The 8,915-nt window shown below is 41.9% G+C and carries 6 protein-coding genes; 3 read left to right on the top strand and 3 right to left on the bottom strand.

Features of this window, described 5'->3' with window-relative positions; genetic code table 11:
* Together CQA49_RS09400 and CQA49_RS09395 are read right to left on the bottom strand one after the other, a co-directional pair.
* The coding region (locus tag CQA49_RS09400; RefSeq protein WP_147288685.1) for a DUF3519 domain-containing protein at positions 1 to 1,125 on the bottom strand (1,125 nt) is incomplete at its 3' end.
* Between the two features lie 207 nt (positions 1,126 to 1,332).
* The gene (locus CQA49_RS09395; protein WP_115575699.1) at positions 1,333 to 3,186 is read right to left on the bottom strand and encodes a FapA family protein; all 1,854 of its coding nucleotides are present in this window, start codon (positions 3,184 to 3,186) and stop codon (positions 1,333 to 1,335) included.
* Positions 3,187 to 3,259: 73 nt separating this feature from the next.
* Between CQA49_RS09395 and murJ the strand changes: the two genes are divergently transcribed.
* The 3 genes from murJ (at position 3,260) to CQA49_RS10630 (ending at position 8,467) form a co-directional block, all read left to right on the top strand.
* Positions 3,260 to 4,711 carry a murein biosynthesis integral membrane protein MurJ gene (murJ, locus tag CQA49_RS09390; RefSeq protein ID WP_115575698.1) on the top strand — a complete coding sequence of 484 codons (1,452 nt, stop codon included), beginning with the start codon at positions 3,260 to 3,262 and terminating at the stop codon, positions 4,709 to 4,711.
* Positions 4,712 to 4,720: 9 nt separating this feature from the next.
* Entirely contained in the window at positions 4,721 to 6,208 is a 1,488-nt protein-coding gene (gene cysS / locus CQA49_RS09385; RefSeq protein ID WP_220271745.1) for a cysteine--tRNA ligase, read from the top strand.
* 528 nt (positions 6,209 to 6,736) lie between these two features.
* Positions 6,737 to 8,467 carry a methyl-accepting chemotaxis protein gene (locus CQA49_RS10630; protein ID WP_115575697.1) on the top strand — a complete coding sequence of 577 codons (1,731 nt, stop codon included), beginning with the start codon at positions 6,737 to 6,739 and terminating at the stop codon, positions 8,465 to 8,467.
* 46 nt (positions 8,468 to 8,513) lie between these two features.
* Here the strand turns inward: CQA49_RS10630 and CQA49_RS10135 are convergent.
* A partial coding sequence (locus CQA49_RS10135; RefSeq protein WP_220271744.1) for a hypothetical protein occupies positions 8,514 to 8,915 on the bottom strand: 402 nt, incomplete at its 5' end.

The following is an 8,915-nucleotide window of genomic DNA, read 5'->3' as shown; positions in this document are numbered from 1 at the left end:
TTCATTTGCGCTTAAGCCATTTAAGGCTTCCTTTTGGGCTTGCATACTTGCTTGCTTTGCTTTTAGTTCCTCTAGGCGTGCTTGCATTGCAAGTTGTTCGGCTTGGATTTTATCTTGCGCCTCTTTTAGTGCTTGTTCCTTATGCTTTAGGGCTAGCTCTAGGGGTGAGGGTTGATTTATTTTTGCGGGTGTGGTAGAATGGGTCTCAAAGGTTTCAAAGGGACTATCTTTGGAAGCAATGGAGTTAGTGCGGATCGACTTAACTCCGCCTTTATTAGGATTCTCTACTTCATAAGCTGTAATAATCCATTTATTTTTTGTCGGTGTTCCTTTCCAGTTCGATTTTAATCCTACTCTAAAATTATCAAGCACTATAGAATGGCGTCCATTTGCGTTTTCTACTATTCCTTTTTCAATAATTTCAGCTAATAGCTCAGGTGTGATTTCAGGGTGCTTTGCTAGAATCTTACTTAGCCCAAAGCCTTGCGCTTCTCCCTTTTCGTCTTTCCATACATTCCCCCAAACTAAGTCTATATCGCCTAACTCTTTACGCTCATACGCGCCTACTACTTGCCCGCTTTGTGTCTCTTGTAATTTTTTAAAGGCTTCTATAGGCTTGTGGTAAAACTCCGCGTAATTTGTGCCAAATTCTGCGATTATGTCGTTTTCGTTTGGCGTGGATTCTACATTTTTGTGGATTGCTTCAGTCGTTTCACTCCTTCGCAATGACGATTGAGGATTTGGCGTTACTTCGTCATTGCGAGCGGAGACGAAGTCGGAGCGTGGCAATCCATTTTCCGCGTTTTCCACTTCATCGATTTGCTTAATGATATTTTCTTGCGCTTCATCTACTTGCCCTAAGATTTTATTAATAATTTGCCTTGTTTGAGAGTTTAGGCTTGGATTCTCACTCACTGCTTGCAAGGTATGCCTAAAATCGCTTATATCATTACTTACGCTTAGAGCCTTTCGCAAGTGAAAACGCAAAGCCATACCTTGAATCTTTTCATTAAAGCCTTTTGCAAATGGAATCTTTGGCATTAAGCGCATAATGGCTTCAAACATAATCTTAACTGCTTGAAACTTCACTGCGCCACTAATTGTCGTCGCAATTGAGCTTCCCACTTCTTTGCTTATTGGCTCGCTTATGCTTTGCGCGATCAGCGCGTCGTTTTTGAAAAGCTTATCAAAGCCCTTTGCAATGTCGATGTAATCCTTTGCCTCTTTGCTTTCAAATTGTAGCTTTAGGGATTCTAGATTCTTAAAAAACTCACTAGAATCAAAGACTTTCGCGCTTTTGCTAAACTCTAGGAGGTTTTTTTCAAAAAGTCCTTAACACCGCTTGAGTTTTAGCTCATCAACACAAATATTGCATTGTTCCTCGTTTTCTAGGCTCATCATATCCCTGCCTTGCGGAAAAAGATGCTCGTAAAAAATATCATTGTGCCTGCTCCACTTGCTATGGTTGAGAATCTTCGCGTCCTTTAGCGTCTCATCAAGAGCCTTTAGCTCCATATCGCAGGTTTTCGCACTTGCTTGGATAGCGTGTATGCGCTCTTTTAAAAACTGCGCGTGGCGGACAATGACGATATATTCCGCCACAGCCTTTGTGATGCGCTTATCAATTGGCTCATTGAGGCGCTTTTTCTCCTCCATTATCGCTTTGAGTTGCGTGATGATGGGCTTTGCGCGCTTGATTGTGGCATTATCTTTGCTCAAAAGTTCAAGCAGCCTGTTTATTTTATCTACGCAACCTTGCATAAACTGCGTGTTTGCCTCGATTTTTTCCCTGTCTTCAAAATACGCGCGCGGTGCAATGTAAAGCTCATTTTCCCCACCATCAAGAAGTTTGATTTCAAGCAAATGCGAAAAATACAGCTTCGCATTGGAATGAAGTTTTTCAATCTTGATTTCTTTCGCCCTCACACTTCCCCCGCTAAGCTCGCCAATCTCCACACTGCCCGCATCAATGCTCCCTAGCTGGGATTGCTTGATTTTAAGAGAATCTGCCCTCACACTTCCTTTATGAAAGTCAATCTCGCAAGTTTGCGCCTCCAAATACGAGCTTTGGTGTGTTTGCCCATGCACTTTTAAATCATTTGCAAAAATCCGACTTTTCTCACCAATGCAACCTATAATATCCACCACCGCCGCTTCTAAAATCGTGCCTTTGCCTAGTGCGTCATCATTTGGGTTTGGCGAGGTGATGCTAAGCGTGATACCCTTTTTCCTGCCACCGAGCAGATTCCCAGTGCTACGCAAACTCACTTCTTTAAAATCCTTTTCATCAAGCAATTTTAGCTCATCTTGCAAAAAAGACACATAGCCCAAAACCTGCGCATGGTAAAGCACGCTACCATCTTCATTGTCACTTTTGCTAAACGCACCTTGCGGGTATTTGATTTCAGGCATTTTCACTTCCTGTCCTTCATTGTTAATCGTGCGTTCTGCTTGTTTATAATCTCCTAGCAAATCTCGCCCGCTTACGCCATTTTGCGGGGGGTTAAGCTTTAGCACCAAGTCATTTGGCGCAATAGCAAAAGAGGCAAATTCCATCGTCGTATCATTTGCCTTCTCCCATGCGATTTTTGGGTGAAACTCCGCTTGCAAGGGAAGTGAAGGCACATATTCACTAGAAAAAAGCTCAAAGCTAAATTCCTTGCTAAGTTTAGAATCCTCGCTAAGAATATTTTCTTGCTTTAGCCTCTCAATGCCTTTTTTTAGAATCTCCATTATCCGCGCTTTTTTGGCTTTAGATTCTGGTTCGATGATGATTTTTTGCAACGCCTGCTGGCGCGCCACCTCCGCATAGAGATTTTCAAAAAACGCCTCATCTTCGCGTATTTCAAGCCCTGCTTTTAGCACAAGATTTGCCTTTGCATTATGCGCGTGCAAGCTAAGTGTGACAAAATGTATCAAATCCTCATTTTTTGCGCTCCGCACGCTAATATCAAAATTTTGTCTCAAAGAACACGCGCTTTGCAAAATAGAATCTAACTCGCTAGATTCTATTTTTGTAAGCTTTGGTTTAGAATCTATCTCGTTTTCTTCCGCGCGGAAAGTGCGCACTTCCAAAATATCAAAGCTAAGCGCGCCAAAAGGCAATACATAGAGATTTGAAATCCTCTCTAAACTTTGCGCGACATCAAAACATTCCCGCATAATGACGGGGTGAAATTCTTGCATTTGCCCACTCCTTTGCTATAATTACGCGCTAGATTCTAGCTTTTTTACACTTATAAAACTTTAAGGCACTATTTTGATATTTAAAGCATTTTTGACAAATTCAATGGGGATTTTATGCTCGCGCATTTTTGGCTTTGTGCGTGATTTGTGTATGGCGTCGTTTTTGGGCGCTGGCGTGGCGAGCGATATCTTTTTTGTCGCGTTTAAATTGCCCAATCTTTTTCGGCGCATTTTTGCTGAAGGCGCATTCGTTCAGAGCTTTTTGCCGAGCTTTATTGACACGCGCAAAAAAGGCGCATTTAGTGTGATTATTTTTTGTGTGTTTTTTGCGTTTATTCTCTTGCTAAGCCTTTGTGTGTGGCAGTTTAGCGGGATTTTCACAAAGGCGCTGGCAAATGGATTTTCAGATTCTCAAATCGAGCTTGCAAAGCCCATTGTGGCGATAAACTTTTGGTATTTGGAGCTTATTTTTTGTGCGACATTTTTTGGCTCGCTGTTGCAGTATAAAAACTGCTTTTGGGTGAGCGCGTATAACACAGCGCTTTTAAATATTTGTATGATTATCGCGCTTTTTGTCGCGCGTGATAGCGAGGATTTGCAAGCGGTGTATGTGCTAAGCTATGGTGTTTTGTGCGGGGGTGTGGCGCAGGTGGTGTTGCATTTTTACCCTTTGCTAAAACTTGGATTTTTTAAAGTGTTTTATGTCGGTGTGCGCGAGATTATACAAAGTTTTAAAGCGCGCAAGAGCAACCCAAACAAGCTAGATTCTATTTTGCGCGATGTGAAAAGCTTTTTTAAGCAGTTTTTCCCAGCACTCCTAGGAAGCTCAACCGCGCAAATTGCTTCATTTTTAGACACACTCATCGCGTCATTTTTAAGCGCTGGGGCGATTAGCTATCTCTATTATGCAAATAGAATCTTCCAGCTCCCGCTTGCCATTTTTGCCATTGCAGCTTCAAGCGCGCTTTTCCCAACTATCGCAAAAGCCGTCAAAAACGCGCAAGATTCTCAAGCTTTGCGCCTTATGAGACGCGCTTTTTGGTTGCTTTTTATGATTTTATGCGTGTGCGTCATTGGCGGGATAATGCTAAGAAACGAGATTATTTGGCTGCTTTTTGAGCGCGGAAAGTTCGTGCGCGAGGACACTTTGGAAGTAGCGCTTGTATTTGCGGGCTATATGGTTGGATTACTACCTTTTGGACTTGCGAGGATCTTTTCGCTTTGGCTTTACGCGCACAAAATGCAAGGCAAAGCCGCAAAGATTTCAGCCATTTCGCTTTTATGCGGAGTTGGATTTTCATTACTTTTGATGCGTCCATTTGGCGCAAGTGGGCTAGCGCTGGCTTCTTCACTTGGCGGAATTATCTATTTTGCGCTTACGATTAGAATCTTTGGGGCAAAAGAGTTTCTAAACATGCTAAAAAATCTCAAAGGCTGGCTTTTACTTGTTATAATTGCGCTTTGCGAAATTGCGCTTTTGGGTGTTTTTCAAAAATATGAATATGTATTTGGGATTTCTTTGTAGGAGGGGAATGTGTCAGGGATTAAACTTTATGATAGCGCGAAAAAGGAAAAATGCGAGTTTCAAAGCATCAAGCCAAAAAAGCTAAGAATGTATGTGTGCGGTCCTACAGCGTATGATTACGCGCATTTGGGGCATGCGAGAAGCTCGATTGTGTTTGATTTGTGGCGGAGGGTGTTTTTGGCAAATGGCTATGAGGTGGTGTTTGCGAAAAATTTCACAGATATTGATGATAAGATTATTAAAAAGCTACTAGATTCTAAGCTCACAGACGCGCCATTTGGCTCAATGCAGGAATTGACGGAATTCTACATTCAGTCGTATTTAGAGGAGATGGATTCACTCAATGTCTTGCGTGCGGATATCGAGCCACGCGCGATGGAAAATCTTACGCCTATTATTGAAATGATAGAAAAGCTCATCTCAAGCGGGCATGCGTATGAGGGTGCAAATGGCGATGTGTATCTAAGCATCCAAAAAGATCCGCTGTATGGCTCGCTCTCATCGCGCGCGAAGGAAGATTCTCAAAGTTTGCAAAGTCGCATTGAAAACAAAAGCGACAAGATAGAATCAAGGGATTTCGCGCTGTGGAAAGGCTATAAGGGCGAGGAGGATTTGGGCTTTGCAAGTAGCTTTGGCAAGGGGCGTCCGGGCTGGCATATCGAGTGTAGCGCGATGATTGAAAAGCATTTGGCATATGAAGATGAGGCATTTTGCATTGATATTCACGCAGGGGGCGCGGATTTGCTTTTCCCACACCATGAAAATGAGGCGAGCCAAACGCGTTGCGCGACGCAAAGAGAGCTGGCAAAATACTGGCTTCACAATGGCTTTGTAACCATCAATGGCGAAAAAATGAGCAAATCGCTTGGCAATAGTTTCTTCCTCAAAGACGCGCTTAAGGCGTATCACGGCGAGATTGTGCGTAATTATTTGCTTGGCGTGCATTATCGCTTGAGCTTGAGCTTTAATGAGTTAGATTTGCTAAGCTCAAAAAAGCGCCTTGATAAAATCTATCGACTAAAAAAGCGCCTAAATAGCGAGGAGCTAAGCGTGCCAAAAGAGGCAAAGGCATTGCAGGAGTTTTATCAGCAGAACTTGAAAGGCGCGGATTCTGAATTTGTGGGAAGTTTGCTAGAGGCGCTCAATGAGGATTTAAACATTTCAAGGGCTTTGAGCGTGATTGAAGAGATGATAAATCACGCAAATGAATTGCTTGATAAAAATCCAAAGGACAGAGAAATGAAAGCTTGTGTAGCGTGCAATCTTGGCGTTGTGAGCGCGCTTTTAGGCATAGGGACTTTGCGCGCGCAAGAGTATTTTCAGCTAGGCGTGAGCGAGGAGAAAAAGGCGCAAATAGAAACTCTTATAAACAAACGCGCGCAGGCAAAGGCGCAGAAAGACTATGCGAGCGCGGATTCTCTGCGTGAAGAGCTAAAAAATATGGGTGTTGAAATAATGGACACGCCACAAGGCACAAATTGGGAATATGTGGGGTAGAGCGGGGGGAATTACTTTGCAAGTTTTTCAATCAGAGGATTTTTGGTTACACATCGGAAATATGCAACCCTTATTCTCACCTCTTACATGAAAAGATAATTTTTGAGAATCTAAAGAAATTTCAGAAGTGAAAGCAGGGGATTTTGAAAATTAAGTCATTGAGAGCATAGGTTTTTGATAGTTTCTTTTTGTAGAAAAAAAGAGGCATGAATTGCGCGTTCCTGCTCAAAGTTATGCTTTTACCCCCTTCCCACTTTTTTTGCAATCCTCCAAGCCTCAAAGAGTCATTGAAGCGCGTAACTAAAATTCATTAATTCTATTTTATTTGGATTTTGCCAGAGCAAAATCTTAGTAGCACTTAGGTATGGATTGTTTAAATTTAAAAACTACAAATTAAAAATCTAAAAAACACCAAATATGCACGCGAAAGCAAAAGTGAGGTTTGAGCGCGTGAGGTGATTTCAACTTAAATGGAATAAAACTTGCTAGAAAATCGCTTAAAATTACTTCATTTTGTAAGGATATGCAATGCAAGCCATTCAAGACTCATTAGTTACAAACTCTACAAATCCCGCGCTTAGGCTCAAAAGCAAGCTTTTTATTTTGCTTGTGATTTTTTTGTTAGCTTGTGTGGTGTTTCTTGTCTTTGTAGGATTTGAGCGCAAGGGATTTGAAAATGCGCGCGTGGCAAGCATTTTGCAGGCGAAGCAAGATATTTCCGCGCAACTTGCAAAAGATTCTCAAATCGCAGATTCGTTGTTGCAAAACCAAGATATACTCGAGCAGTTTGATTTCCTAGGGCAAGTGCATACAAGGCTTGCAAATCTTTTCATAAATCCGCAAGATAGGCAAAATCATGCGCTTGTCATTGCGATGGTGAAAAGCTGGAATGAAAGTTTTGTGAAAAACGACAACGAGGCGAAGTCCTACTACGCGCAGATTTCAAGCGCGCTAGAGATTGAAGATTCTCAAAAAATGGCGCAGGAATTGCAACAAATCTTTGAAAAAATCTACACTTTGTTGCTTAATAAAGTCTATGCGAGCAATACAAATCTTTTGAAAGATTCTAAGAATCCGCCTGCAGTTGGGGATTCTCAAAAAGTGGATTCTCAAAAAGCAAATCCTTTTTCACAATCCTTTGCGCGCGAGCAGGGCGCGCCCTCATTTTTTGGCGCATTTAAGGGGTTGGGCTTATTGAGCATTATTTTGCTTTGCGCACTTGGCGTTTTGGTGCTACTACTTATCATCATAAGTTTTGGCGCATTTAGGGATTTGAGCGCGCTTAAGCAAGATTCCGCGCAACTTTTGCAGGCTTTCACCACGCTTTCACACAAGGCACAAAGCGCAGAATCCACAGCCAAAAACAGCATGGATTCTCAATCAAGCGCGCAAAAGCAAATACAAGGAGGGACGCAGTATCTGGATTCTGCGACAATTAGCGATTTGACAAAACAGCTTGAAAGCAAAATCCAAAGCCAACAGCACGAGGAAACTAAGCGCGCAGAGGGCTTGCATACCATAAGTGCGCAGGTTGCAGAACTGCAATCGCAACTTCAAAGCATAAGCGCGCAGGCAAAATCAAGCATTCAATCTAGCGCAAATCTCGCAAGCACGCTAGAATCTAGCGTCGCAAGCGCGAAAGATTCCCAAAATACGATTTTACAAGAGCAAGAGCAGTTTGAGAGTGCGGGGAAAAATTTAGAGGATTTGCTTGTGCGCTTAGATTCTAGTATTCAAACCCAAAATGAGCTAAGTACGAAGCTTCAGGATTTGGGCTCAAGTATCGAGCAGATTAAAAATGTGCTTACTTTTATCGATGGGATCGCGAGCCAGACAAATTTACTCGCGCTCAATGCTGCGATTGAAGCCGCGCGCGCAGGCGAGCATGGCAGGGGATTTGCAGTCGTGGCTGATGAAGTGCGCAAACTTGCAGAATCCACGCAAAAAAGCCTGCAAGATATTGAAGTGAGCATCAACCTTTTGACAAGCAATATCGATGAGATCACGCTTGCAGCAAAGGAGCAGTCCGATGTTTTCGAGCAATTAGCAACTGAAAGTCAAGGCTCAAAGCAGAGCTTGCAGACGATCCAAGAATGCGTTAATCAAGTTACGCATGGGATCAATTCTCAAAGCGCAAATACTATCAATACTGCCGAGCAGATTCAGCGTATGTTGGGTGCTTTTGGTGCTTTGAGTGAAAAGCTAGAATCTAGCCTGCAAGTAATTGATACAATCGCGCAAAAAGCCAAAAACGCGTAAGCTTTACGCGCGTAAAATGGCGACTAAGAAAGGGGGATATAGTATCTCATTTATTCCAGCTCCCATAAGTCAATATATTAATACCAAATGTGATAAAATTAATAAAAATTGCATTCCAAGCAAAAATATTTAATGGGATTTTTTCAAAAACCACCAAAATGCTAGGCAGTATTACCAAAACCCAGCCAAACCATATCAAAAACCAACCCCACTCAAAACCAAAATCCAAAAAGAAAGAAATATAGCCATAGCCATAAATTACAATAAAAATTAGCCACAAAAACAAACACAAACTAGCTCTCAAAAAATTTGCACCCAAAAATAAAATACAGACAAAAATACATAAGGCGACTAAACATATACTTATATAAACTTCAAAAAAGCTACTAGATGAAGGGAATAAATTTACAATAATATGATTTTTAATCATAAAAAATAACCAAATAAT

This window comes from Helicobacter sp. MIT 00-7814 (genome assembly GCF_003364115.1).
Taxonomy (GTDB): Bacteria; Campylobacterota; Campylobacteria; order Campylobacterales; family Helicobacteraceae; genus Helicobacter_F.
The sequence above is the reverse complement of the archived record's forward strand: the minus strand, read 5'-3'. Positions and strand labels throughout refer to the sequence as shown.